Consider the following 25549-nt stretch of genomic DNA (forward strand, 5'->3'; position numbering starts at 1 on the left):
GGGCCACGACCACGCGATCGGCTCGCCGGGTGGCGCCGCCAAGACGGGCGTGGTCGACGGTGACACCGAGCTCGTCGCCGGTCACCCCATCCGAACGGCTCCTACGACGCCGCGCCCAGCACCGAGCTGACCAGGCGCATCGCAGGATCCGGTGTGCCTGGTGCGGCGCGGCGTTGCCTGCACTCGTCGGGCCGCCGCGGCTGTGCGGGGTCGACGTGTCGGACGGGGGCGTCGCACCAGGGGTTCGAGCAGAACTGTTGCTTGAGCAGGAGGAACTGCCTGAGCTTGCCCTGGAAGATGGGGGAGAGCCGGTGACAGTGCACCGGCTACCGCGGTTGCCGTGCCGGCGAACAGGAACGATTGCTGTTTCGGGCGGTGAATGACCGGTCTCGGGTCGACCTTCCTGTCCGTCGGCGCCCGGACGTGCCGAGCCGACGGTCAGTACGCGACGCCGATGTGCTCCCGGTGGTGGCGGGGCTCGTCGATCTCGTCGACGATCGCGAGGGCGAAGTCGGCGCCGGAGATGTTCGAGCCTCCCTCGGCGTCGAACAGGGCGATCTCGCCACCCACCCGGTACGTCCCGGTCCGCTCGCCCGGCGCGAACGAGCCGTAGCCACCCGCAGGACTCACGAAGACCCAGTCGAGCTCGTCCGGCGCACGCTCCGCGAGAAGCACCCGCGTTGCCTCGCCCTCCAGGGCCTCCGCACGGTACGGCTCAGGGATCTCACCCTCGACGACGCGTGGTTGGTCGGGCGCCGGCCGCAGCGAGCTGAAGCCGCCGACCTGCAGGTAACGCGCGCCTGCCTCCGCCGCCAGTCGCGCGAGCTCGGCATACGTCTCGACGAGCCGGCCGGCCATGTCGCCACGAGGGGAGAGCGTGGCCACCACGACGTCCGACCCCGGGACGACGCGCGCGGCGACGTCCTCGGCCGGGCCGACTTCGTAGCGCACGCCCGGGACGTGCTCCGTGGGCTCCGAACGGCTCACGGCGATGACCTGGTGACCCCGCGACGCGGCCTCACGAACGATGTTGCCGCCGGTGTATCCGGTCCCGCCGAACACGACGATGGTCGACATGGTGCTCCTCCGGTGTGACCTACGTGCCGCGTGGCGCGAGCAGCTGCTCGAGCTCGGCCTCGGTGTCGGACTGGCACACGAACAGGAGCTCGTCGCCGGCCTCGACGGGCTGATCCCGGTCGGGGGTGTAGACCTGCCCGTCGCGCAGGATCGTCACCAGGGCGACGTTCTCCGGGAACGGGATCAAGCCCGACGGCTTGCCGACGTACGGCGACCCGGCCGGCAACGTCATCTCGACGAGGTTGGCGTTGCCCTGCCGGAACGTGAACAGGCGGACCAGGTCGCCGACGGTGACCGCCTCCTCCACGAGGGCCGACATGATCCGTGGCGTCGAGACGTTGACGTCGACGCCCCAGGCCTCGGTGAACAGCCACTCGTTGTTGGGGTGGTTGACCCGGCCGACGGTGCGGGGCACGCCGAACTCCGTCTTCGCGAGGAGGCTGGTCACCAGGTTGACCTTGTCGTCGCCGGTCGCGGCGATGACGACGTCGCAGCGGTCCAGGCGCGCCTCCTCCAGGGAGGACAGCTCACAGGAGTCGGCCAGCAGCCACTCCGCGTCCGGCACCCGCTCGGGCTTGATGGAGTCGGGGTTCTTGTCGATCAGCAGGACCTCATGGCCGTTGCCGATCAGCTCACGGGCGATCGAGCGGCCGACCGCACCGGCTCCGGCGATGGCGACGCGCATCTCTAGTTGTCCTCCGGGCCGTCGGCGATGACTTGGTAGGCGTGCTGGGCGTTCTCCTCGCGCATCACGACATGGAGGAGGTCACCCTCCTGGATGACGCTCTCCCGCGTGGGGAGGACGCCCTCTCCGAGGCGGTCGATCCACGCGATCCGGCAGCGGGACTGCTGCTGGAAGTCGACGGTGCGCTGGCCGATCCAGACCTCCGGCACCGGGACCTGGTCGAGCCGGATGGTGCCCGAGGGGTCGCGGTAGTCCGGCTCGGCGCCGGCCGGCAGCAGCCGGCGCAGCACCTGGTCGGAGGTCCACTTCACCGTCGCCACCGTGGTGATGCCGAGCCGCTGGTAGACCTCGGCGCGGCCGGGGTCGTAGATGCGTGCCACGACCTGCCCGATCCCGAACGTCTCGCGGGCCACCCGGGCCGCGATGATGTTGGAGTTGTCACCGCTGGAGACGGCCGCGAACGCGTCGGCGCGCCGGATGCCGGCCTTCTCCAGGACCTCCTGGTCGAAGCCGACGCCGGTCACCTTGTCACCGTTGAAGCCGGGGCCCAGGCGCCGGAACGCGTCCGGGTCGCTGTCGATGACCGACACGGTGTGGTTGCGGTCCTCGAGGCTGCGGGCGAGCGTCGAGCCGACGCGGCCGCACCCCATGATCACGACGTGCACGGGACAGACGCTATCCCAGAGCACCCGCGTGGGTGCGCGGTGCCGTAGCCTTGCCGCTCGTGGGTGTCGGTGATGTGTCCAAGCGCATCCTGCTCGGACGCAAGCTGCGCAGCTCCCAGCTGGGGGAGACGCTGCTTCCGAAGCGGATCGCGTTGCCCGTGTTCGCGAGCGACGCGCTCTCGTCGGTGGCCTATGCGCCGGACGAGGTCTTCATCATGCTCGCGATCGCCGGCGCGTCGGCCTACACCTGGTCGTGGAAGATCGGCCTCGCCGTCGCGCTGGTGATGCTGACGGTCGTGGCGTCCTACCGCCAGACCGTGCACGCCTACCCCTCGGGAGGCGGCGACTACGAGGTGGCCACCGTCAACCTGGGGCGCAACGCCGGCGTCACCGTGGCGAGCGCCCTGCTCGTCGACTACGTGCTCACGGTCGCGGTCTCGATCTCGAACGCCGCGCAGTATGCCGCCAGCGCGGTGCCCGGCCTGATCGGTCACGAGGTGACCGTGGCCGTGACCGCCGTGATGCTGCTGGCGGCCATCAACCTGCGCGGCGTGCGCGAGTCCGGCACGTTCTTCGCGGTCCCGACCTACCTGTTCATGGTGGCGATCCTGGGCATGTGCGGCTACGGCCTGATCCGGCTCCTCGCCGGCGATCTGCCCGACGCCGAGAGTGCCCGCCTCGACATCGCGCCGCAGGAGGGTTGGGAGGGGCCGCTGACCCAGGTCGCGCTCGTCTTCCTGTTGGCGCGGGCGTTCTCGTCCGGGTGTGCGGCGCTCACCGGCGTGGAGGCGATCTCCAACGGCGTCCCGGCGTTCCGGCGTCCCAAGTCCCGCAACGCCGCCACGACGCTGTTGATGCTCGGGCTGATCGCGATCACGATGATGATGAGCGTCATCGTGCTCGCCAAGCAGATGAGCATCCGCTACGTCGATCCGCACCGGCTCGACCAGCTCCGCACCGCGGCCGGTCAGATGGTGCCGGACCACTACGAGCAGCATCCGGTGATCTCCCAGATCGCCGCCGGCGTCTTCGACCACTTCACGCCGGGGTTCTACTTCGTCGTCACGGTCACCGGGGTGATCCTGGTGCTCGCGGCCAACACCGCCTTCAACGGCTTCCCCGTGCTCGGCTCCATCCTCGCCCAGGACGGGTTCGCACCCCGCGCCCTCGGCTCGCGTGGTGACCGGCTCGCCTACAGCAACGGGATCGTGTTCCTCGCCGTCATGGCGATCGTGCTGATCGCGGCCTTCGACGCGCAGACCACCAAGCTGATCCAGCTCTACATCGTCGGCGTCTTCGTGTCGTTCAACGTCAGCCAGCTCGGCATGATCCGGCACTGGACCCGTCACCTGGCCAGCGAGCGGGACCCGGTCGAGCGACGCCGGATGCAGCGATCCCGCGCCATCAACACCTTCGGCCTGTGCCTGACCGCTGTCGTGCTGCTGGTCGTGCTCGTCACCAAGTTCCTCGCCGGTGCGTGGATCACGATCCTGGCGATGGTGTCCTTCTACCTGATCATGCAGGGCGTCCGACGGCACTACGACATGGTCGAGGCCGAGCTGGAGGCCGGCGACGAGGACAAGGTGATGCCGACCCGCGTCCACGCGGTCGTGCTGGTGTCCAAGCTGCACAAGCCGACGTTGCGCGCGCTGGCGTTCGCCCAGGCGACGCGCCCCAACACTCTGGAGGCGGTCACCGTCTCCACCGACGACAAGGCGACCGCCCGGCTGCTGGAGGAGTGGGACGAGCGCAACATCGACATCCCGCTGAAGGTCCTGCACTCGCCGTACCGCGAGCTGGTCCGTCCGGTCGTCGACTACGCCTCGGCGATCAAGAAGGCCAACCCGCGCGGCGTCGTCGCCGTCTACATCCCGGAGTACGTCGTCGGCCGCTGGTGGGAGCAGGCGCTGCACAACCAGACCGCTCTGCGGCTCAAGGGACGGCTGCTGTTCACCCCGGGCGTCATGGTCATCTCCGTGCCCTACCAGCTGCGCTCCTCCGAGCTCGCCCGCGAGCGGGAGCCCTGGGTGCGCCCGGGGCTGCGCGGCCCGGCGGACTCCCGCCGCGGCCGCCAGGTCGGGCGATGAGCCGGCCCAGTGCCCGGCCCAGTGCCCGGCCGGGTGGGCAGCCCGGTGGCCGGCGGACCCGGCAACGCCAGAGCCGCGGCAGGTCGCGGGTCGGGGAGCGCTTCGAGGTCGTCGTCGGTCCGGTCGCCCACGGCGGCCACTGCGTGGCACGGGTTCCCACCGGCGGCATCCACGAGCCGACGGGCGAGCCGGAGCTGCGCGTCGTCTTCGTGCGGCACGCGATCCCGGGGGAGCGGGTCGTGCTGGAGATCACCGAGGGCACCGACGGCGACCGCTTCTGGCGAGGCGACGCGGTCACGGTGCTGGAGCGGTCGGCCGACCGGGTCGAGGCGCCGTGCCCGTACGCCGGACCCGGCAAGTGCGGCGGCTGCGACTTCCAGCACGTGGCGGTCCCCGCTCAGCGGGAGCTGAAGGCCGCGGTGGTCCGCGAGCAGCTGGTCCGGGTGGGGCGGCTGGCCGCCGACCACCCGCTCGTGGCGGGGCTGGCCGTGGAGGCCGTCCCCGGCGACGAGGACGGACTGCGCTGGCGCACCCGGCAGTCCTTCGCCCGCACCGCGGAGGGTCAGCGGGCCATGCGGCTGCACCGCTCCCATGACGTGATCCCCGTCGACGACTGCCTGATCGCGCGCTCTGACGCCCGCGAGCCGGCTCCCGGCACGGTGACCGAGACCGTGACGGCCGCGGGGGAGGAGCGGGTGTTCGCCGTCGCCGCCGACGGCTTCTGGCAGGTCCATCCCGGCGCGCCGGCCACGCTGGTCGAGACCGTCCTGGAGCAGCTGGACCCGCGGCCGGGCGAGAGCGTGCTCGACCTGTACGCCGGCGTCGGGCTGTTCGCCGCCTTCCTCGCCGATCGTGTCGGACCGTCCGGGCGCGTCGTCGCGATCGAGGGCGATCCCCGGGCCTCGGCGTACTCCGCCGACAACGTGCCCTCGGCCGAGGTGGCCGCGGGCGACGTGGCCACGGTGCTCGCCGGCGGGTTCCCCGGGGCGTTCGACCTCGTCGTCCTCGACCCGCCCCGCGAGGGCGCCCGCCGCCCGGTCGTCGAACAGGTCGTCGCGCGCTCGCCGCGCGCGGTCTCGTACGTCGCCTGCGACCCCGCGGCGCTCGCCCGCGACGTCGCCATCTTCGCCGAGCACGGCTACCGGCTCGCCGCGCTGCGGGCGTTCGACCTCTTCCCGATGACGCATCACGTGGAGTGCGTCGCGCTGCTGGTCCGCGCGGGCACCTGACATCCGCGACGCGCTTTCGGCGTGTCGCGGTCGGAAGGGTCAGGTGCCTGCGCGTTGACGGGGGCCGACCCAGGTCAGGCGCGTCGGTTGCCGAAGTCGCCTCGACATCATGTATCTTGACATCAAGACAACAGCGTTCCGCGCGGCCTGGGAGCAAGGCGAGCCTTACTTTTCCGGCCGAACGGGCACGCGGCAGGATGGATGATGGCGTCTGCCTGACGACCTGCACGACCCGACAGAGGAGATGACGGCGTTGGCCAGCAAGGACAGCTTCGGTGCCAAGAGCACCCTGGACGTCGACGGGAAGTCGTACGAGATCTTCCGGCTCGACAAGGTGGTGGGCGAGGGGCTCGACGTAGCGAGCCTGCCGTTCAGCCTCAAGGTGCTCCTGGAGAACCTGCTCCGCACCGAGGACGGCGCCGACATCACCGCCGACGACATCAAGGCGCTGGCCGGCTGGGACGAGACCGCCGAGCCGGACAAGGAGATCCAGTTCACGCCGGCGCGCGTGATCATGCAGGACTTCACCGGCGTCCCGTGCGTGGTCGACCTCGCCACGATGCGCGAGGCCATGGCCGAGCTGGGTGGCGACCCGAGCAAGATCAACCCGCTCGCGCCCGCCGAGATGGTCATCGACCACTCCGTGATCGCCGACGTCTTCGGCACGCCGGAGGCATTCGAGCGCAACGTCGAGATCGAGTACGAGCGCAACCGTGAGCGCTACCAGTTCCTGCGCTGGGGCCAGACCGCGTTCTCCGACTTCAAGGTCGTCCCGCCGGGCACGGGCATCGTCCACCAGGTCAACATCGAGCACCTGGCGCGCACCGTCTTCACCCGTGAGGTCGACGGTGAGCTGCTGGCGTACCCCGACACCTGCGTCGGCACCGACTCCCACACCACCATGGTCAACGGCCTCGGCGTCGTCGGCTGGGGCGTGGGCGGCATCGAGGCCGAGGCCGCGATGCTCGGCCAGCCGGTCTCGATGCTCATCCCGCGCGTCGTCGGCTTCAAGCTGTACGGCGACCTCCCCGAGGGCTCGACCGCGACCGACCTGGTCCTCACGATCACCGAGATGCTGCGCAAGCACGGTGTCGTCGGCAAGTTCGTCGAGTTCTACGGCCAGGGCGTCTCCGCGCTGCCGCTGGCCAACCGCGCCACGATCGGCAACATGAGCCCGGAGTTCGGCTCGACCATCGCGGTCTTCCCGATCGACGCCGAGACGATCAGCTACCTCAAGCTGACCGGCCGCTCCGAGGAGCAGCTGGCGCTCGTCGAGGCCTACGCCAAGGAGCAGGGTCTCTGGCTCGACCCGAGCGCCGAGCCCCGCTACTCCGAGAAGCTCGAGCTCGACCTGTCCACCGTCGTCCCGTCGATCGCCGGCCCCAAGCGCCCGCAGGACCGCGTGCTGGTCTCCAGCGCCAAGGAGTCCTTCCGCGGCGCGCTGGTCGACTACGCCGGCGAGCACCAGGACACCCAGGGCTACGACGAGGCCGTGGAGGAGAGCTTCCCCGGCTCCGACTCGCCCTCGCACGACCCCTCGCAGTCCAACGGCGAGGCCGCCCCGCGCGACTACCTCTCGGCCGCCCCGGCCGACGGCGGCCGGGCGTCGAACCCGATCGAGGTCACCCTCGAGGACGGCACCCGGTTCGAGCTCGACCACGGCGCCGTGACGATCGCCTCGATCACGTCGTGCACCAACACCTCCAACCCGTCGGTCATGATCGGCGCCGCGCTGCTGGCGAAGAAGGCCGTCGAGAAGGGCCTGCAGCGCAAGCCGTGGGTCAAGTCGACGCTCGCGCCCGGCTCGAAGGTGGTCAGCGACTACTACGAGAAGGCCGGCCTGACGCCGTACCTCGACAAGCTCGGCTTCAACCTCGTCGGCTACGGCTGCGTCACCTGCATCGGCAACTCCGGCCCGCTCATCCCCGAGGTGTCGGCCGCGGTGCAGGAGAACGACCTCGCCGTCGTCTCGGTCCTCTCCGGCAACCGCAACTTCGAGGGCCGCATCAACCCGGACATCAAGATGAACTACCTGGCGTCTCCGCCGCTGGTCGTCGCCTACGCGCTGGCCGGCTCCATGGACGTCGACCTGTTCAACGACCCGCTGGGTCAGGACTCCGACGGCAACGACGTCTTCCTCAAGGACATCTGGCCCTCGCCGGCCGAGGTCGAGGCGACCATCGCCCAGGCGATCACCGCCGACATGTTCGCCGAGTCCTACCAGGACGTCTTCGCCGGCGACGAGCGGTGGCAGACGCTGCCCACGCCCGAGGGCGACACGTTCGCGTGGGACCCGGAGTCCACCTACGTCCGCAAGCCCCCGTACTTCGAGGGCATGCCGGAGACGCCGGCCCCGGTCACCGACATCGAGGGCGCCCGGGTGCTGCTCAAGCTCGGCGACTCGGTCACCACCGACCACATCAGCCCGGCGGGCAACATCAAGGCCGACTCGCCGGCGGGCAAGTACCTCGCCGAGCACGGGGTCGCGCAGCGCGACTTCAACTCCTACGGCTCGCGCCGCGGCAACCACGAGGTCATGATCCGCGGCACGTTCGCCAACATCCGGCTGCGCAATAAGATTGCGACGCCCGGCGCTGCGTTGCCAGAGGGTGGCTTCACGCGCGACTTCACCGCGGGCGGCGAGGTCACCAGCGTGTACGACGCGAGCGTGAACTACCAGGCCGCCGGCATCCCGCTGGTCGTCCTGGCCGGCAAGGAGTACGGCTCCGGCTCCTCGCGCGACTGGGCCGCGAAGGGCACCTCGCTGCTCGGCGTCAAGGCGGTCATCGCCGAGAGCTACGAGCGCATCCACCGCTCCAACCTCATCGGCATGGGCGTCATCCCGCTGCAGTTCCCGGCGGGCCAGAACGCCGAGTCGCTGGGCCTGACCGGCGAGGAGACGTTCAGCTTCTCCGGCATCGCCGAGCTCAACGAGGGCCGCACGCCCAAGACGGTGAAGGTCAGCACCGACACCGGCGTGGAGTTCGACGCGGTCGTCCGCATCGACACGCCGGGCGAGGCGAACTACTACCGCAACGGCGGCATCATGCAGTTCGTGCTGCGGAATCTGCGCAACGCCTGACCCGCACGTACGATGCCCCGCACCCGGTCCCGGGTGCGGGGCATCTGCGTCTCATGACCCGGGAGCGGGCCCTCATAATCTCTCGGAAGGATGGGGACAGGCCCGACCATGAGCCTTCGACGATCGACCAGAGCCCTTGCGGCAGCGCTCCTCTCCATCGGGCTGTCGGCCACGATGGTGCCCACCGCGCCGTCCGCTCACGCAGCCCCGGGGAACCCGTTGGGAGGCCCGTGGGGCCACTACACCGGGCCGATCGACCGCACCTGGCCGGCGTACGTCAACGCCACCGGGCGGCAGAAGCAGCTGTTCGCGAAGGTGGCGCTGCACCCGCGGGTGTCGTGGTTCACCGAGACCACGTCGGTGGACCGTCTCCCGGAGGCGCTGGGCGGCTACATCCACAACATGCAGAAGGGCAACCCGGACGCGCTGGTCCAGTTCGCGCTGTTCCGGCAGTGGCCGCGCGGCGAGCTGAACCGGCACATCCCACTGACGGCCGAGGAGCAGGCGGCCTACCGTCACTGGATCGACACCGCGGTGGCGACCATCGGCAACGCCCGTGCGCTCATCGTGCTCGAGCCCGACCTCGCGCTGGACGCTCCCGGTCGCCGCGGCCTGAAGACGGCCGACCCGGCCGTCCGCCTCAGCCTGGTGCGGTACGCCGCCCAGCGGCTCGCCCAGCTGCCGCGGGCCACCGTCTACCTCGAGGCCGGTGCCCCCGACTGGCTCAAGCCGTGGCGGGCGACGCGGCTGCTCATCGACGCGGGCATCGCCTACACCGAGGGGTTCGCGCTCGGCGGCACCCACCACACCAGCGTGGGCGCCGACGTCGACTACGCGTGGAAGATCCGCAACCAGCTGGCCGCTCGCGGCTACCCGAACAAGCGGGTCGTCCTCGACACCGCCGACAACGGCCGCCCGTTCACCTTCCAGCAGTACCGCCGCAAGTACCCCCGCGCTCCGTTCATCACCCCGGTGATGTGCAAGACCAAGCGCGAGAAGCGGTGCAACACCCTCGGCGTTCCGCCCACGACGCGCGTCACCGCCTACCGTCGCAAGCTGGGCACGAACGCGCGCCAGCAGGCCCGCCTCGGCGCGATCGTCGACGCGTTCGTGTGGATGGGTCGCCCGTGGCGCGGCAACAACGGCGCCCACTTCTCGCCGACGCGGCTGCTGAAGGCGGCGCGCACCACGCCCTTCCAGTGACGTCCTGACGTTCGTGGGCCGCCTCAGGCGGAGCGGAGCTGGAGGTTGTCCAGCACCGCCTCCACGAGGCGGCCCGCGACGCCGGCGTTGCGCAGCAGCCACGACTGGACCGCCGGGTCGCCGAGCTCCCGGGAGCCCTTGAGCACATCGAGGTGCTCGTCGTCGAGGGCGAGGACCATCTGTACCAGCACCGGCGCGACGTCGAGCTCTCGGGCGTGCTGGACGACGCGGTCGATCAGGGCGACGTCCATGGTCGGCGCGACGTTGACCAGCCCGCCCAGGGTCTGCTGCTCCACGGTGTGCAGCGCCGGAAGGATCGCCGGCCAGACGTCGTGCTCGGCCACGGCCGCGACGAGCGCGTCACGTGCCTGCGGCGCCACGGCGTGCACCTGGGCCACCAGCCGCGAGCAGCTCTCGGTCGAGAGCGCGAGCAGCAGCGTCACCGCGGCGTCGTACGCGTCGGCGTCGGCCGCGGCGCGGATGATGTCGGCGAGCGTCTCGTCGCTGAGCCGGGCCACGATGCTGTCCAGGGCGGCCGGCTCGTCGGTGAAGAGCGCGACCTGCAGCAGGGCGTCGGGCGTCGCCGAGGCGACCACGGCCAGCGCGACGTCGGTGTCGACCACGGAGACGAAGCGGCTCAGCACGAGGTACTCGCCCTTGGCGAGCAGGCGGCGGCCGACGTCGACGACGAGCTTGTCGTCGATGCCCCGGACGATCGCGGCGACCCGCTTGGGGTCCAGCGACACCGCGAGCGTGGTGAGGAACCCGGCGTCGAGGTGGCCGGCCAGCCGGGCCGCCTCGCGGGGGTCGAGCGCCGCGGCGACCCGGGCGCTCAGCATGGGGCCGAGCGCCAGCTCGGCGATCTTGGCCGTCATCGGCACGGGCAAGAGCCGGCTGAGCGAGGCGAGCCGGGTGACCCGGTCCTCGTGGCGGGCGAACAGCGCGTCGGACACCTGGGCCCGCAGCTGGCGGATCTCGGTCGGGTCGCTGGCGACCAGGAACTCCAGGTCGGCCTCGGGAACCTGGACCTCGCGGGCGAGCTTGACGATCTCGAGACGGCTGAGCAGGTCACCCACGGCGGCCTCCCGGGAAGAGCAGCTTCTGGGCCGTGCCGCGCAACAGTCGCGGCACGAAGCGCAGCGCCTCCTCGAGGGCGGCGTCGAACGCCTTGTCCTCGGCCTCCATGGCACGGCCGACGATCGTGTCGAGCTGCTGGAGCTGCGCGTCGTCGTACCTCTCGAACGGTGCCAGCCCGCGCGGCTGCACCCCCAGCCGGCGAGCCAGCCGGCTCACGTCCGCACCCATCGGTTCTCCCTCCCGTGGTCATGTGACCGGGTGCACATTACCCAGGGGTAGGAGGCGTGTCTGCCACCAACCCGGCAAAACCGTGGGCGGCGCTCGATAGCGTGGCCCCATGCTCGTCGCGTTCTCTGTCGCCCCCAGTGGAACCGGCCGTGAGGACGGATCCGTCACCGAGGCCGTCGCCGCGGCGGTGAAGGTCGTCCGCGAGTCCGGACTCCCGAACCGGACCGATGCGATGTTCACGACCATCGAAGGTGACTGGGACGCCTGCTTCGACGTCGTCAAGCGAGCGACCGAGGCGGTCGCGCCCTTCGGGTCGCGCGTCTCGCTGGTGCTCAAGGCCGACATCCGGCCCGGCCACACCGGCCAGCTCACCGCCAAGGTGGAGCGGGTGGAGCGAGCGCTCGAGGGATGAGCGAGCAGCCGCCGCCGTACGCCGGGCCGAGCCATCCTCCGCCCGGCCACGCCCCGCCCACTCCTGCCCCGCAGGTGGTCTCGCTCGGTCCGACACCTCGTTCGCCGCGGCGCCGGACCGGCCTGGTCGTCGGGCTCGCCGTGGCGCTGGCGGTCGCGCTGCTGACCGCCTCGGCGCTGCTGCCGCGCTGGCTCCAGGAGCCGCCGCCCGACCTCTCCGAGGTCGTGGCGTACGACGAGCTCGGCATGGGTCACACCCCGGGGGACGTGGACTACCCGCAGTCACCGCCGGTCGGCGGCGAGCATGCTCCGGCGTGGCTGGAGTGCGGGGTCTACGCCACGCCGGTGCTCGAGGAGCTCGCGGTGCACGACCTCGAGCACGGCACGGTCTGGATCGCCTACGACCCGGGCCTGGACGAGGACCAGGTCGAGCAGCTGGCCGAGCAGCTCCCGCGCAACGGCATCATGGCGCCGTACCCCGGCCTGGACGCGCCGGCCGTGGTCACGGTGTGGGGCCGCCAGCTCCGGCTCGCCGGCGCCGACGACGCGCGGCTGGAGCTGTTCGTCGCGCGGTTCGGCCACGGTGAGACGGCGCCCGAGCCGAACGCCTCCTGTGCCGGCGGCGTGGCCGGGGACGGTGCGGGCGACGAGCCGGGCACGTCCGCCTGAGCCATCGATCTTTGACCGATCGGTGCTTGGCCCTGGTCTAGACAGCGTTTAGGGTTCGGGTCATGTCGAAGCAGATCACTCGGGCTGCCGCCGTCGCCGCGATCACCGCGCTGGCCGCCGGCCTGACCACCGCCCCCGCCGTTGCCGCCCCCAAGAAGCCGAAGGTCTCCGTGGCCGACATCGTCGTCTCGGAGGGCGACGGCACCGCGACGCTCACGCTCACGGTGAACAAGAAGTCCAAGAAGAAGGTCAAGCTCAACTGGTCGACGCAGGCGCGTCCGAAGTCCGCCAAGGCCGGCGAGGACTTCACCGCGGTCAAGAAGGGCCGCGTCGTGCTGGCGCCGGGCGAGACGACCGCCACGCTCACCGTGCCGATCCTCGACGACACCGTCGCCGAGGGCGAGGAGTTCTTCTTCGTCAAGTTCAACGGCAAGGCCGTCAAGGTGAAGCGCCCGATGGTGAAGGTCACCATCGCCGACGACGACGCCACCCCCACGCCGCCGCCGGCGGCCTGACGCCTGCCTCAACCACCGGTCATCTGACCAGTCATCTGACCAGCGACACCTGCAGCTGCGACTCGGTCCGGCGGAAGCCGACCCGCTCGTAGAGGCGGTACGCGTGATAGCTCGGGTCGGCCACGATCACCAACGTGGCCGACCCGAGTGCGTCGTAGGCGTGCCGGCTCGCGGCGTGCACCAGCGCGGTCGCCAGCCCGCGGCGCCGGTGGGCCGGATGCGTCTCCACGTCCTGGAAGCGGGCCAGGCCGGGGCCGGCCCGGAAGATCCCGAGCCCGGCCACCATCAGGTCTCCGTCGAAGACGCCGAACCAGTCGCCCAGCCCGACGTCGGTCAGCCGGCGCTCCGCCACGGCCCGGCGGCGGGCGAAGTCGGCGTACGCCGAGTCGTCGGTTCCGCCCCCATGGCAGGCGAGGCTCAACGCGACGCGCTGCCCCCAGTCGCCGTCGGACACCAGCGCTCGCACCCTGACCTGGGGACCACCCGACGGTGCGGGGCCGAGGCGGTCGGCCGTCATCACCGCCGAGAGGTCGGTCTCGAAGCCGCGCGCCGCCCACACCGCCACATCGGCCTCGCTGCCCTGCGGCGCGTCGATCCCGATCGCCACGTGTCCACTGCCAGGGAACGCCGTGTCGAACGCCGCGAGCCAGCCGTCGACCTCTTCGGCCGCGGGTGGGCGGGGGAGCAGCAGGAAGTTGCCCCAGTGGTACGTCGGATTGTCGGCGGTCCGCACCACGCAGTGCGTCCCGTGGTCCTCGACGGTGCTGCCGGACGCCTCCAGCAGCGCCAGGTCGGTCTGCCAGGCGCTGGACACGATCCTCATGGAGCGACTCTCTAGCATCGGGGCATGCGTTCGGAGACTCGCTCGTTCCGCACCGGGGACACCGAGATCGTCCTCGACATCACCGCCGAGTGCGAGCGGTTTGTCGCCGGCGAGGCCGACGGTCTGCTGCAGCTCTTCGTCCCGCACGCGACGGCCGGGATCGCGGTGCTGGAGACCGGTGCCGGCAGCGACGACGACCTGCTCGCGGCCCTCCGCGACCTGCTGCCTGCCGACGACCGGTGGCGGCACCGCCACGGCAGTCCCGGTCACGGCCGCTCGCACGTGATGCCGGCCCTGGTGCCGCCGTACGCCACCGTCCCGGTGCTCGGCGGGCGGCTCGCGCTCGGGACGTGGCAGAGCGTCTGCCTGGTCGACCTCAACGTCGACAACGAGGCGCGCGAGGTGCGGTTCAGCTTCCTGTCCGGCTGAGCGGGTGCTCGCGGACCGGGTCCGCGACGCCCTAGGTTGACCCCCATGGTGAGCACGCTCGAGGTCGTCCCCCTGCCCGCGGACGGCGCGGAGGACGTGGTCGTCGGGACCCGGGGCCGTGACGAGGGCGCGGTCTTCACCGGGACCGAGGACGGCAGCATCTGGCGGATCTCGCCGGACCGGCGCGGCATCGCGCGGACCGCCCACACCGGCGGCCGGCCGCTCGGGCTGGAGCTCGACGCGGACGGCCGGCTGCTCGTGTGTGACGCCCGCCGCGGCGTGCTGCGGGTCGACACCGGCACGGGTGCGGTCGAGACCGTCACCGCGACGGCCGCGGGCCGGCCGCTGGTGTTCTGCAACAACGCCGCGATCGCCGCCGACGGGACCGTGTGGTTCTCCGACTCCTCGGCCCACCACGGGATCGACCGGTGGAAGGACGAGATGGTCCAGGTCACCCGGACAGGCCGCCTGGTCCGGCTCGACCCGGACGGCACCACGACCACCGTGGTCACCGGTCTGTCGTTCGCCAACGGCGTGGCGCTCAGCGCCGACGAACGGTTCGTCGCGGTCGCCGAGACGGCCGGTCGCTCCGTGGTGCGCCACTGGCTCGACGGCCGGCCCGACGACCACCTGGTCGCGGACCTCCCCGGCTACCCCGACAACATCGCGCGCGGCAGCGACGGGTTGATCTGGGTGACGATCGCGAGTCCGACCGACCCGGTCGTGGAGCGGATCCAGCGCGGCCCGGGATGGTTGCGGCGGTCGGTCACCAAGATCCCGGAGCCGCTGCAGCCCAAGCCGAGGCGGACCGTGCGGGTGCAGGCCTACGACGACGCCGGGAGGCTCGTGCACGACGTCGACATCGCGACCCCGGCGTACCACATGGTCACCGGGGTCCGGGAGCACGACGGCGCCGTGTGGCTCGGCTCTCTCCACGAGCCCGCCGTCGCGGTGTTCGACATCGCCGGCCTGTAACCTCGCGGCTATGGGTGTTCTCGACCAGGTGTCCTCGCCGCGGGACCTTGCGGCCCTCTCGGACGCGGACCTCACGGGGCTGGCCGCGGAGATCCGCGACCTGCTCATCCGCACCGTCGCGACCAACACCGGTCACCTGGGACCCAACCTCGGCGTCGTCGAGCTCACCCTCGCCATCCACCGGGTCTTCGAGTCCCCGCGCGACAAGATCGTCTTCGACACCGGCCACCAGGCCTACGTGCACAAGCTGGTCACCGGCCGGGCCGGTGACTTCGGCACGCTGCGCCGCGAGGGCGGGCTGTCGGGCTACCCCAGCCAGACCGAGTCCGAGCACGATGTCGTCGAGAACTCCCACGCCTCCACGGCCCTGTCCTACGCCGACGGGCTGGCGAAGGCCTACGCCATCCGCGGCGAGGACCGTCACGTCGTCGCCGTCATCGGCGACGGCGCCCTGACGGGCGGCATGGCCTGGGAGGCGCTGAACAACATCGCGATCCAGCACAGCTCCAAGCTCGTGATCGTCGTCAACGACAACGGCCGCTCCTACACGCCCACCATCGGCGGCCTCGCCAACGCGCTCACCTCGCTGCGCACCAACCCCCGCTACGAGCAGGTGCTCGAGCTGGTCAAGCGCCGGCTCAACGCCGTGCCGGGGATCGGCGGGGCCACCTACGACGTCCTGCACGCCATGAAGAAGGGGCTCAAGGACGCGCTCGCGCCGCAGGGTCTCTTCGAGGACCTCGGGCTGAAGTACGTCGGACCGGTCGACGGCCACGACCGCGCCGCGATGGAGCAGGCGCTCGCGCAGGCCAAGCGGTTCGGCGGGCCGGTCATCGTCCACGCGATCACGCGCAAGGGCTTCGGCTACGACCCCGCCGAGCGGCACGAGGCCGACCAGTTCCACGCGCCCGGCCCGTTCGACGTCCAGACGGGCGCGGAGAAGCCCAAGGGCCGGATCTGGACCGACGTGTTCGCCGACGAGATCGTCCACATCGGCCAGCGGCGCAAGGACGTCGTCGCCATCACCGCGGCGATGATGCACCCGGTCGGCCTCGACAAGTTCCAGGCCCGCTTCCCCGATCGCACCTTCGACGTCGGCATCGCCGAGCAGCACGCCGCCACGTCGGCGGCCGGCCTCGCGATGGGCGGACTGCACCCGGTGGTCGCGGTCTACGCCACCTTCCTCAACCGCGCCTTCGACCAGGTCCTCCTGGACTGCGCGCTGCACCGCTGCGGCGTGACGTTCGTGCTCGACCGCGCCGGCGTGACCGGCGACGACGGCGCCTCCCACAACGGGATGTGGGACCTGTCGATGCTGCAGGTCGTCCCGGGTCTGCGCATCGCGGCGCCCCGCGACCCCGCCCGGCTGCGCGAGCAGCTCAACGAGGCCGTGGAGGTGGCCGACGCCCCGACCGTCGTCCGGTTCCCGAAGGGCCCGCCGCCCGAGGAGATCCCGGCCGTCGACCGGGTCGGCGGCTCGGACGTGCTGCTGCGCAGTGGGCGGCGCGACGTGCTGGTCGTCGCGGTGGGCGCCATGGCCGGCATGGGCCTGGAGGTGGGGGAGCGGCTCGTCGCCCAGGGCATCGGAGCGACGGTCGTGGACCCCCGCTGGGTCAAGCCGGTCGACCCGGCCCTGGTCACGCTGGCGGAGGAGCACCTGCTCGTGGTCACCATCGAGGACAACGGCGTCATCGGCGGCGTCGGGGCGGTGCTGCTCCAGACGCTGGCGGCGGCCGGCGTGAGCACGCCGGTGCGGATCCACGGGATCCCGCAGGATTTCCTCGACCACGCCAAGCGCGACCGCATCCTGGAGCGGGTCGGGCTCTCGGCACAGTCGATCGCCCGCGGTGTCGTCGAGGAGCTCGCCGAGCCTCAGGACGAGCCGGCCGGCGCCGCGAGCGAGGTCTAGGCCCGCACCGGTCCGGGATGGTTGCTCCGCGGAGGTCCGGGGAACCGTCCGCACATGGACCTCGCTCGCACCAAGTCGATCGAGCAGTCGATCGCGGACACCGACGACCCCGACCACCGGCTCCGCAAGGACCTCGGGGCGCTGGACCTGATCGTCTTCGGCGTCGGCGTGATCGTCGGCGCCGGCATCTTCGTGCTCACCGGCACCGTCGCCGCGTCGAACTCCGGTCCGGCGCTCGCCCTGAGCTTCCTCATCGCCGCGGTCGCGTGCGGCCTCGCCGCGCTGTGCTACGCCGAGTTCGCCTCCACGGTCCCGGTCGCCGGATCGGCGTACACCTTCAGCTATGCCACGCTGGGTGAGCTGGTCGCGTGGATCATCGGCTGGGACCTCGTGCTGGAGTTCACGATCGGCTCAGCGGCGCTGTCCGTCAGCTTCTCCGGCTACCTCCAGGAACTGCTGGCCGGTACGCCGTTCGAGGTGCCGACGCAGCTGTCCTCGGCCGCCGACGGCTTCATCGACCTGCCCGCCGTGGTCATCGCGCTGCTCGTCATGGGGCTGCTCGTGCGCGGCACCAAGCTCTCCAGCCGGGTCAACCAGGTGGTGGTCGCGATCAAGCTGCTCGTCGTCGCCACCGTCATCGTGGTGGGTATCGCCTACGTCGTCCCCTCGAACTGGGTGCCGTTCATCCCGGAGTCCCAGCCGGTGCCCGAGGGCGAGGGTGGGTTCCGCGACCTGCCGCTCATCACCTCGCTGCTCGGCATCGAGCCGGCCGTCTTCGGCGTGGGCGGAGTGGTGGCCGGCGCGGCGATCGTCTTCTTCGCGTTCATCGGCTTCGACGTCGTGGCCACCACGGCCGAGGAGGCCCGCAACCCGCAGCGCGACGTGCCGATCGGCATCCTCGGCTCGCTGGTCGTCGTCACGCTGCTCTACGCCGCCGTCAGCCTGATCGTCACCGGCATCCAGAGCTACGACGAGATCGACCCCGACGACGCGGCACCCCTCGCGACCGCCTTCTCCGCCGCCGGCGTGGACTGGATGGGCGACCTGATCTCGGTCGGCGCCTGCATCGGCCTGGTCGTGGTCGCGATGATCCTCATGCTCGGCCAGAGCCGCGTCGCCTTCGCCATGGGGCGCGACGGACTGTTGCCGCGGTGGCTGGCCAGGGTGCACCCGACGTACCGCACGCCGTACCGGGTCACGCTGATCACCGGCGTCGTCGTCGCCACCATCGCGGGCTTCGTCGACCTCACCACGCTGGCGAACCTGGTCAACATCGGGACGCTGTTCGCCTTCGTCCTGGTGAGCATCGGCGTGGTCGTGCTGCGGCGCACCCGACCGGACCTGCCGCGGTCCTTCCGCACGCCCCTGGTCACGGTCGTGGCGACGCTGTCGGTCCTGATGTGCGTCTACCTGATGCTCAACCTGACCGGCGAGACGTGGGAGCGGTTCCTGATCTGGATGGCGATCGGCATCGTCGTCTACTTCTCCTACGGCCGGCGCCACAGCCGGCTGCGCGCGCAGGAGGAGGCCCGGCAGCCGGTCGACTGAGCACACCGGGACAGACTCGGGACATCGCGGCGATGTGACCGGGACGGTGGGCGCGGGAGCGTGAGCGGCACACCACCGCGAAAGGAACCCCGATGTCCACGATCCCCACGCTCCACTCCGCTGCCGCCGAGCCCGGCGCCGCACCGACCGCGACCGCTCGTCCCGGCTGGTGGCGTCGCGGCCTGCTCGTGGCGGTCGGCGGGTTCGCCTGCATCCTGCCGACCAGCTTCGCGATCAACATGGTCCGGTTCCTCGTGACCGACACCCACCACGGTCACGAGTTCCACCAGCTCACCGGACAGGGCCTGGTGCTGTGCGCGCTGTGGCTCGGCGCGCTCGTGCCGCTGCTCGCCGCCGGCTGGCGCGGTCGCCGGCCGTCGTCGGCGGCCGGTTGGCTCCACGTCCTGCTGATTGCGGTCGGGCTGGCGCTGGCCGTGCCGGCCCCCGGCGGCGGCGCCCCGGTGCTGATGGGCATCATCGCCGTCCAGGGCGCACTGGTCTGGCTCGTGCTGCCCCAGCGGCCCCGTCTGCGCCTGCCGGTGCAGGTCCACCCGCTCGCGGCGCCGGTCGCCCTGGCTGCGGCAGCCGCCCTGACGCCGTACGTCATCGGCCAGCTCGAGCTGCAGAACGCCGCCACCGGGCACCACGCCAGCAACCCGCACTACTGGGACCAGGCCTGGATCGTGACGACGCTCCTCCTCGGCGGTGTCCTCGGCGCCGTGCTGCCGGCCGTCCGCCGCCTCGTCGTGGTCGCCGCTGCCGGTCTGGCGTACGTCGGAGCCGCGGGCGTCGTCCTGGGCGAGGATCTGCCCTGGACCGTGGTGGCCCTGGGCTCGGGCGTGGTGCTGGCCGCCACCTCGGCCGTCCGCAGGTGAACCCGATTAGGATCCGCGCCATGTCGAGCACCGCAGCGCGCCCGGTGACCGCCGGGCGCGCTGCGGTGCCCGCCGCTCTCGCCCTGCTGTGCGCCCTCGCGGCGGCCGGCGCGCTCGTGCTGGTGGGAACGGCCGGGCTGTGGCAGGTCGCCGCGGCCCGCGAGCTGCCGGTCGACACCGCGATCGCCGTGTCGTACTCGGCGGCCGGCGTGCTGGTGCTCCTGGGCCGCGGCGGCCGGCGGATGGGCTGGCTGCTGCTGGCGGTCGGCGTCGCCGGCGCGGGTGCGGCGCTCGGTGCCGCGCTCGGCGTGGTGGCCCACGGGCCGGCCCCCTGGGCGACCGCGGCGGTGTTCGTGCAGAGCTGGGTGTGGGTTCCCGGGTTCCTGCCGCTGATGACCCTCGTGCCGCTGCTCTACCCCGACGGCCGGCTGCCCGGATGGCGCTGGTGGCCCGTGGCGGCCGCCGCGGTCGTGGGGATGGTGCTCCTGGCGGTGGGTGCCGCGACCTATCCCGAGACGTTCGAGGGTCGGGTGGCCCTCGCCAAGCCGTGGACCAGTCAGGCGCTGTCCGCTGCGGTCTTCCCGGTCGGAGGCCTGCTCTCGGCTGTGGCGTGCGCCGGTGCGCTGGCGGCCGTGGCGGTCCGCTGGCGGCGTGCCGACGCGCTGGGACGCCGCCAGATCACCGTCCTGCTCGTCGTCGCGGCGGTGCTCGTGGCCGACACGGTGCTGCAGTCGCGGCTGCCGTGGCCGGTCGGCTCGCTCTCCCAGGCGGTCGCGGTCGCGCTGGTCCCGCTCGCGATCGGCGTCGCGGTCACCCGCCACCGCCTCTACGACCTGGACCTCGCGGTGTGCCGTGCCATCGGAGGCGCGAGCCTCGCGGTGTCCCTGGCCGGCATCTACCTCTCGCTGTTCCTGGTCGCCGCCGCACTCCTGCCCGGCAGCCCGGCGGTCGGCGCCGCCGCCGCGGCCGCGGTCTGCGGTGTGCTGCTGCACCCGCTCGGGGTGCGTCTGAACCGGGGCGTGGACCGGATGTTCTACGGCGACCGCGCCGAGCCGGCACGCGTCCTCGAGGCGGTCGCCGTCACGCTGCGCGCCGGTGTCGACGGACTGCCGGAGCGGGTCTGCGACGTGGTCGTGGACTCCCTGCGGCTGGGCTCGGCCGCGCTCCTCCTCGGCGACGGCGAGGCCGCGCACGAGGTCGCCCGCCGTAGCGGCCCGGCCGGCGCCCGGGACACCGACGAGGTGTCCTTCCCGATGCACCATCGCGGCGAGCCGGTCGGCGCGCTGCGGGTCTGCCAGCGGCCCGGGGAGAGCCGGCTGTCGGAGCGTGACGCCGCGCTGCTCGCGCTCGTGTGCGACCAGGTAGCGCCGGCCGTCGCCGCGCTGCGGCTCGCGGACCGGCTGCAGCAGAGCCGGGCCGCGCTGGTCACCGCCCGTGAGGAGGAGCGGCGCCGACTGCGCCGGGACCTGCACGACGGCGTCGGAGCGGCGCTGGCCGGCGTACGGCTGCAGGTGGAGACGGCGCAGGACCTGACTCGCGACGACGTCGTCGAGAGGCTGCTGCGTACGGCGGCCAGCGGCGTCGCCACCGCCGTGGACGATCTGCGCACCATCACCGACGACCTGCGGCCGGCCGCGCTCGACGACCTGGGTCTCGCGGCGGCGGTGCGGGGCCTGGCCGAGCGTACGGCGGCCCCCGGTCTGACGGTGGCGACCGACGTCCACCTGGACGCATCGCTGCCCGCGGCGGTGGAGGTCGCGGGCTACCGCATCGTCGCCGAGGCGCTGGCCAACGCCGTCAGGCACTCCGGGGCACGGCAGGTGACGGTCCGCGTGGCCGGCACCGCCCGCGGCCTCGACCTCGAGGTCGCCGACGACGGTCACGGGATGCCGGCGCTGCGGCGTGCGGGAGCGCTCGGGCTGGACTCGATGCGCCAGCGGGCGGAGGAGATCGGCGGCACACTGACCATCACCAGCGGGCCGGGCGGCACCCGGGTCGCCGCGGCACTACCCACGGAGGCCCGATGAGCCAGGCCAGGATCCTCGTGGTCGACGACCACCCGCTCTTCCTCGACGGGGTGAAGGCGGCGCTGACCGGTGCCGCCGACCTGGTCGTCGTGGGGGAGGCGCACGACGCGGCCGACGCGGTGGTGCAAGCCGGCGAGCTGGCGCCGGACGTGGTCCTGATGGACCTCAACCTGCCCGACGCCTCCGGCGTCGAGGCGACCGCACGGATCGTCGCGGCGGCCCCGTCGACCCGGGTGCTGATGATGACGATGAGCACCGACGACGACGCCGTGGTGGCTGCGATGCGGGCCGGTGCCCGGGGATACGTCGTCAAGGGTGCCGGGCGCGACGACCTGCTCCACGCCATTCGCACGGTCGCCGCTGGGGGCGCCGTCTTCAGCCCCGCCGTCGCGGACCGCCTGGGCCGGTTCTTCACCGGGATGGCCGCCGGCGCCGGCCGGGAGGCGTTCCCCCAGCTGACCGAGCGTGAGCGCGAGGTGCTCGACCTGATGGCCCGCGGACTGGAGAACCGGCTCATCGCGCGCGAGCTGTTCCTCTCCGACAAGACCGTCCGCAACCACGTCTCGAACGTGCTCGGCAAGCTCGGCGTCGAGAGCCGCTCCGAGGCGATCGCCCGCGCCCGGGCCGCCGGACTCGGCGACGCACCGTCGACCGTGTGAGAGCACACCGGCCCGCCTGCCGGAGTGGCAGGCGGGCCGGTGCGCGTGATCGGCGGGAGCGCCGGATCAGTGGAACTTCGTGCCGGTGACCTTCTCGGAGATGCCCTCGCGGTCGAGGAGCTGGGTCAGGCCGCCGTTCCAGAACTGGAAGCCGGCACCGGTGATCATCGCCAGGTCGATGTCCTCGGGAGCCTGCGCGACGCCCTCGTCGAGCATCCGGCGCGCCTCGTCGGCGAGCGCCTCCAGCGTCTGCTGACGTACCTCCTCCGGCGACTTCTCGACGGAGCCGACCTGCAGCAGCGCCTCGACCTCGGGGTCGAGGGTGCGGCCGTCGGGGCCGTAGAACGAGCCCTTCTTGGCCTCCACGACGCGGCGCAGGTTCTCCGAGACGTAGAAGCGGTCGGGGAAGGCGCCGTACAGCGTCTCGTTGTTGTGGAGGGCGATCGCCGGGCCGACCAGCGCGAGCAGCTGGTACGGCGCCATGGGGACGAAGCCGGCGAAGGCGCTGTCGACGACCGGCACCGGGGTGCCCTCGTCCGCGATCCTCGCGACCTCGCCCATGAACCGGCCGAGCAGCCGGTTGACGATGAACGAGGGGCTGTCCTTGACCAGGATGGAGGTCTTGCCGAGCGCCCGCGAGGTCGCGAACGCGGTGGCCAGCGCGGCGTCGGAGGTGGTCTCGCCCTTGATGATCTCCAGCAGGGGCATGACCGCGACCGGGTTGAAGAAGTGGAAGCCCACGACCCGCTCGGGGTTCTTCAAGCCTGCGGCCATCTCGGTGATCGAGAGCGAGGAGGTGTTGGTCGCGAAGACCGCGGTCTGTGGCGCGACGGCCTCGGCGTTCGCGAAGACGGTCTTCTTGACGCCCATCTCCTCGAACACCGCCTCGATGATGAAGTCGGCGTCGGAGAACGCCTCGGCGTAGTCGACCGACGCGGTCACCAGCGCCTTGAGGCGGTTGGTCTTGTCCTGGTCCGAGCGGCCCTTCGCGAGCCGCTTGTCCAGTTCGGCGTGGACGTAGGCGACGCCCTTGTCCGCGCGCTCCTGGTCGAGGTCGACCATCACGACCGGCACCTTGAGCCGCTGCACGAACAGCAGCGCGAACTGCGAGGCCATCAGGCCCGCGCCGATGATCCCCACCTTGGTGACGGGCTGGGCCAGCGACTTGTCCGGGGCGCCGGCGGGACGCTTGGCCCGCTTCTGCACCAGGTCGAAGGAGTAGAGCGAGGCCAGCAGCTCCGGCGTGGTGGCGCAGAACTCCAGCGCGTCGTCCTCGGCGGCGAAGCCCTCGTCGCGCGACGCGGTCTTGGCGAGCGCGAGCAGCTCGACGGCCTTCTTCGCGGCCGGGGACTTGTCGCCGGTCTTGGCCCAGGCGAAGAAGCCGGCGTTCTTCACGGCCTCGTCCCAGCCTTCGCCGCGGTCGATCTCCGGGCGCGTCACCTCCACGGTGCCGTTGAGGACACCGTCGGCCCACAGCAGCGACTGCTCGAGGTAGTCGGCGCCGCTGAAGGACACGTCGGCGATGCCGAGCGCCACGACCTCGGCGCCGCTCTTGAGCACCTTGCCCTGGTTGAGCGGGTTCTCGATGAACACCTTGGCCGCGTTCGCCGGGCCGACGAGGTTCGGCAGCAGGTAGCCGCCGCCCCAGCCGGGGATCAGGCCGAGCATGACCTCGGGCAGGCCGACGGCGGGGACGCTGTCGATCACGGTGCGGTAGTCGGCGTGCAGCGCGACCTCGAGGCCGCCGCCCAGCGCGAGGCCGTTGATGAAGCCGAAGGACGGCTTCGCGGCGTGCGACTCATTGCCGTCGCGCAGCTTGCGGAAGACCGCGTGGCCGAGCTCCGCGATGGTGCGTACGCCGGCCACGCCGGCCGCCTGCAGCGAGGACAGGTCCGCGCCGGCCGCGAGGATGAACGGCTTGCCGGTCACCGCGATGGCGTCGATCGAGTCGTCGGCGAGCGCCGCGTCGTACGCCCGGTTGAGCTCGACGAGCGACTTGGGCCCGAACGTGTTCGGGCGGGTGTGGTCGTGGCCGTTGTCGAGGGTCACCAGGCCGAGCACCTTGCCCGAGGGCAGGGTGACCTTGCGCAGGTGGGCCGAGGTGACGACCTCGTCGTCGGAGAAGAGCTTCTCGACGTCGGCCAGCAGGTTCTCGATGGTGGACATCAGGCCTTCTCTCCGTTCCAGTGGGGGTTCTCCCAGATCACGGTGCCGCCCATGCCGAGGCCGATGCACATCGACGTGAGGCCGTAGCGGATTGACGGGTCCTCCTCGAACTGGCGCGCCAGCTGGATCATCAGGCGGACGCCCGAGGACGCCAGCGGGTGGCCGAACGCGATCGCGCCGCCGTAGGGGTTGACGCGCGGGTCGTCCTGGTCGATGCCGAAGTGGTCGAGGAAGGCGAGCACCTGGATCGCGAACGCCTCGTTGAGCTCGTAGGCGTCGATGTCGTCGATGGTGAGGCCCGCCTTGGCCAGCGCCTTCTCCGTCGACGGGATAGGACCGACGGCCATGACCTCCGGCGCGACGCCGGCGAAGGCGTAGCTGACCAGCCGCATCTTGACGGGGAGGCCGAGCTCGTTGGCGGTCTCCTCCGAGGCGAGCAGTGCGGCGGTCGCCCCGTCGTTGATGCCCGCGGCGTTGCCGGCGGTGACGCGGCCGTGGGGACGGAAGGGCGTCTTGAGGCCCGCCAGCGACTCCATGCTGGTGCCCGGGCGCATCGGCTCGTCGCTGGTCGCCAGGCCCCAGCCCTGCTCCGCGGAGCGGGTGGCGACGGGCGCCAGGTCGGGCTGGATCTTGCCGGCCTCGTAGGCCGCGGCCGCCTTGGCCTGGGAGGCGACGGCGTAGGCGTCGGCACGCTCCTTGGTGATGGCGGGGTAGCGGTCGTGGACGTTCTCGGCGGTGTTGCCCATGACGAGCGCGGAGGGGTCGACGAGCTTCTCCGAGACGATGCGCGGGTTCGGGTCGACGCCCTCACCCATCGGGTGGCGGCCCATGTGCTCGACACCGCCGGCGATGGCGACGTCGTAGGCGCCGAAGGAGATGCCGCCGGCGACGGTGGTCACCGCGGTCATCGCCCCGGCGCACATCCGGTCGATGGAGAAGCCGGGCACGCTCTGCGGCAGGCCCGCCAGCAGGCCCGCGGTGCGGCCGAGGGTCAGGCCCTGGTCGCCGATCTGGGTCGTCGCGGCGATGGCGACGTCGTCGATGCGCTCGGCGGGCAGGTTCGGGTTGCGGCGGACGAGCTCACGGATGAGCTTGACGACGAGGTCGTCCGCGCGGGTCTCGGCGTACTGGCCCTTGGCCTTGCCGAAGGGGGTGCGCACGCCGTCGACGAAGACGACTTCTCGCAGCTGTCGGGGCACGGGTGCTCCTG

Annotated in this window: 22 protein-coding genes; 14 read left to right on the forward strand and 8 right to left on the reverse strand. The window is 71.9% G+C overall.

All coding sequences use genetic code 11. The features are described 5' to 3' along the window. Nucleotides 1-438 precede the first annotated feature (438 nt). From VGE38_RS00010 to VGE38_RS00020, 3 genes are read right to left on the reverse strand one after another with little or no spacing between them, the layout of a single operon-like run. Nucleotides 439-1077: an NAD(P)-dependent oxidoreductase gene (locus VGE38_RS00010; RefSeq protein WP_331140472.1), complete on the reverse strand. Its 639-nt coding sequence runs from the start codon at nt 1075-1077 to the stop codon at nt 439-441. Between the two features lie 19 nt (nt 1078-1096). Then, complete coding sequence (locus VGE38_RS00015) at nt 1097-1762, reverse strand: potassium channel family protein (protein WP_331140473.1); 666 nt, start codon at nt 1760-1762, stop codon at nt 1097-1099. 2 nt (nt 1763-1764) lie between these two features. Beyond that, on the reverse strand, nt 1765-2427 hold the full coding sequence (locus VGE38_RS00020) for a potassium channel family protein (protein WP_331140474.1): 663 nt from the start codon (nt 2425-2427) through the stop codon (nt 1765-1767). Nucleotides 2428-2486: 59 nt separating this feature from the next. Here VGE38_RS00020 and VGE38_RS00025 point away from each other — a divergent pair, with 59 nt between their 5' ends. From VGE38_RS00025 to VGE38_RS00040, 4 genes are all read left to right on the forward strand, one after another. Beyond that, on the forward strand, nt 2487-4514 hold the full coding sequence (locus VGE38_RS00025; RefSeq protein WP_331140475.1) for an APC family permease: 2028 nt from the start codon (nt 2487-2489) through the stop codon (nt 4512-4514). Next, complete coding sequence (locus tag VGE38_RS00030; RefSeq protein WP_331140476.1) at nt 4511-5743, forward strand: class I SAM-dependent RNA methyltransferase; 1233 nt, start codon at nt 4511-4513, stop codon at nt 5741-5743. Before VGE38_RS00025 ends, VGE38_RS00030 begins: the two co-directional genes overlap by 4 nt. A 244-nt stretch (nt 5744-5987) precedes the next feature. Beyond that, nucleotides 5988-8825 carry an aconitate hydratase AcnA gene (gene acnA / locus VGE38_RS00035; protein ID WP_331140477.1) on the forward strand — a complete coding sequence of 946 codons (2838 nt, stop codon included), beginning with the start codon at nt 5988-5990 and terminating at the stop codon, nt 8823-8825. Between the two features lie 219 nt (nt 8826-9044). Then, nucleotides 9045-10028: a glycoside hydrolase family 6 protein gene (locus VGE38_RS00040; protein ID WP_331140478.1), complete on the forward strand. Its 984-nt coding sequence runs from the start codon at nt 9045-9047 to the stop codon at nt 10026-10028. A gap of 23 nt (nt 10029-10051) precedes the next feature. Here VGE38_RS00040 and VGE38_RS00045 read toward each other — a convergent pair whose 3' ends face one another. Together VGE38_RS00045 and VGE38_RS00050 are read right to left on the reverse strand one after the other, a co-directional pair. Beyond that, the gene (locus VGE38_RS00045; protein ID WP_331140479.1) at nt 10052-11104 is read right to left on the reverse strand and encodes a hypothetical protein; all 1053 of its coding nucleotides are present in this window, start codon (nt 11102-11104) and stop codon (nt 10052-10054) included. Continuing rightward, entirely contained in the window at nt 11097-11333 is a 237-nt protein-coding gene (locus VGE38_RS00050; protein ID WP_331140480.1) for a hypothetical protein, read from the reverse strand. The genes VGE38_RS00045 and VGE38_RS00050 overlap by 8 nt, the downstream gene beginning before the upstream one ends. 109 nt (nt 11334-11442) lie before the next feature. Here VGE38_RS00050 and VGE38_RS00055 point away from each other — a divergent pair, with 109 nt between their 5' ends. The 3 genes from VGE38_RS00055 (at nt 11443) to VGE38_RS00065 (ending at nt 12928) form a co-directional block, all read left to right on the forward strand. Then, on the forward strand, nt 11443-11745 hold the full coding sequence (locus VGE38_RS00055; RefSeq protein WP_331140481.1) for a thiamine-binding protein: 303 nt from the start codon (nt 11443-11445) through the stop codon (nt 11743-11745). After that, nucleotides 11742-12413 (forward strand): thioredoxin-like domain-containing protein, encoded by a 672-nt coding sequence (locus VGE38_RS00060; RefSeq protein WP_331140482.1) that lies wholly within the window; start codon nt 11742-11744, stop codon nt 12411-12413. Before VGE38_RS00055 ends, VGE38_RS00060 begins: the two co-directional genes overlap by 4 nt. A 62-nt stretch (nt 12414-12475) precedes the next feature. After that, complete coding sequence (locus VGE38_RS00065; protein WP_331140483.1) at nt 12476-12928, forward strand: Calx-beta domain-containing protein; 453 nt, start codon at nt 12476-12478, stop codon at nt 12926-12928. A 31-nt stretch (nt 12929-12959) separates the two neighbouring features. Here the strand turns inward: VGE38_RS00065 and VGE38_RS00070 are convergent, their stop codons facing one another. Further along, entirely contained in the window at nt 12960-13751 is a 792-nt protein-coding gene (locus tag VGE38_RS00070; protein WP_331140484.1) for a GNAT family N-acetyltransferase, read from the reverse strand. A gap of 24 nt (nt 13752-13775) precedes the next feature. On the opposite strand from VGE38_RS00070, the gene VGE38_RS00075 reads away from it, so the two are divergent. The 7 genes from VGE38_RS00075 (at nt 13776) to VGE38_RS00105 (ending at nt 22173) form a co-directional block, all read left to right on the forward strand. After that, entirely contained in the window at nt 13776-14180 is a 405-nt protein-coding gene (locus VGE38_RS00075; protein WP_331140485.1) for a YjbQ family protein, read from the forward strand. Nucleotides 14181-14225: 45 nt separating this feature from the next. Further along, nucleotides 14226-15155 carry an SMP-30/gluconolactonase/LRE family protein gene (locus VGE38_RS00080; RefSeq protein ID WP_331140486.1) on the forward strand — a complete coding sequence of 310 codons (930 nt, stop codon included), beginning with the start codon at nt 14226-14228 and terminating at the stop codon, nt 15153-15155. 10 nt (nt 15156-15165) lie between these two features. Next, a complete protein-coding gene (gene dxs / locus VGE38_RS00085; protein ID WP_331140487.1) occupies nt 15166-17064 on the forward strand; it encodes a 1-deoxy-D-xylulose-5-phosphate synthase in 1899 nt (632 codons plus the stop codon). A gap of 54 nt (nt 17065-17118) precedes the next feature. Continuing rightward, nucleotides 17119-18612 (forward strand): amino acid permease, encoded by a 1494-nt coding sequence (locus tag VGE38_RS00090; protein ID WP_331140488.1) that lies wholly within the window; start codon nt 17119-17121, stop codon nt 18610-18612. Between the two features lie 92 nt (nt 18613-18704). Further along, complete coding sequence (locus tag VGE38_RS00095; RefSeq protein WP_331140489.1) at nt 18705-19487, forward strand: hypothetical protein; 783 nt, start codon at nt 18705-18707, stop codon at nt 19485-19487. Between the two features lie 20 nt (nt 19488-19507). Continuing rightward, on the forward strand, nt 19508-21514 hold the full coding sequence (locus tag VGE38_RS00100) for a sensor histidine kinase (protein ID WP_331140490.1): 2007 nt from the start codon (nt 19508-19510) through the stop codon (nt 21512-21514). Continuing rightward, the gene (locus tag VGE38_RS00105; protein WP_331140491.1) at nt 21511-22173 is read left to right on the forward strand and encodes a response regulator; all 663 of its coding nucleotides are present in this window, start codon (nt 21511-21513) and stop codon (nt 22171-22173) included. The genes VGE38_RS00100 and VGE38_RS00105 overlap by 4 nt, the downstream gene beginning before the upstream one ends. 66 nt (nt 22174-22239) lie before the next feature. Here the strand turns inward: VGE38_RS00105 and VGE38_RS00110 are convergent, their stop codons facing one another. Both VGE38_RS00110 and VGE38_RS00115 read right to left on the reverse strand, forming a co-directional pair. After that, nucleotides 22240-24339, reverse strand: coding sequence for a 3-hydroxyacyl-CoA dehydrogenase NAD-binding domain-containing protein (locus VGE38_RS00110; RefSeq protein ID WP_331140492.1), 2100 nt, complete (start codon nt 24337-24339; stop codon nt 22240-22242). Further along, entirely contained in the window at nt 24339-25538 is a 1200-nt protein-coding gene (locus tag VGE38_RS00115; protein ID WP_331140493.1) for a thiolase family protein, read from the reverse strand. Before VGE38_RS00115 ends, VGE38_RS00110 begins: the two co-directional genes overlap by 1 nt. Nucleotides 25539-25549: the final 11 nt, after the last annotated feature.

Source organism: Nocardioides sp., assembly GCF_036405735.1.
GTDB lineage: Bacteria > Actinomycetota > Actinomycetes > Propionibacteriales > Nocardioidaceae > Nocardioides.